Below are 306 nucleotides of genomic sequence, written 5' to 3' on the forward strand. Positions count from 1 at the left end.
AGATGTTCCGCAAGCTGCTCGACCAGGGCCAGGCGGGAGACAATGTGGGTCTTCTGCTGCGCGGTATCGACCGCGAGGGCGTGGAGCGCGGCCAGGTGCTGTGCAAGCCCGGCTCGATCAAGCCGCACAAGAAGTTCGAGGCCGAGGCCTACATCCTGACGAAGGAAGAGGGCGGGCGTCACACGCCGTTCTTCTCCAACTATCGTCCGCAATTCTACTTCCGCACGACGGACGGGACCGGTGTGGTGACCTTGAAAGAGGGCACCGAGATGGTGATGCCGGGCGACAATGTGGAAGTGAATGTCG

At 62.1% G+C, this 306-nt stretch carries 1 protein-coding gene; it reads left to right on the plus strand.

Features of this window, described 5'->3' with window-relative positions:
* A partial coding sequence (locus tag E5162_RS14490; protein WP_479684690.1) for an elongation factor Tu occupies positions 1–306 on the plus strand: 306 nt, incomplete at both ends.

Source organism: Marinicauda pacifica (genome assembly GCF_004793635.1).
In the GTDB taxonomy this organism is placed as follows: Bacteria; Pseudomonadota; Alphaproteobacteria; order Caulobacterales; family Maricaulaceae; genus Marinicauda; species Marinicauda pacifica.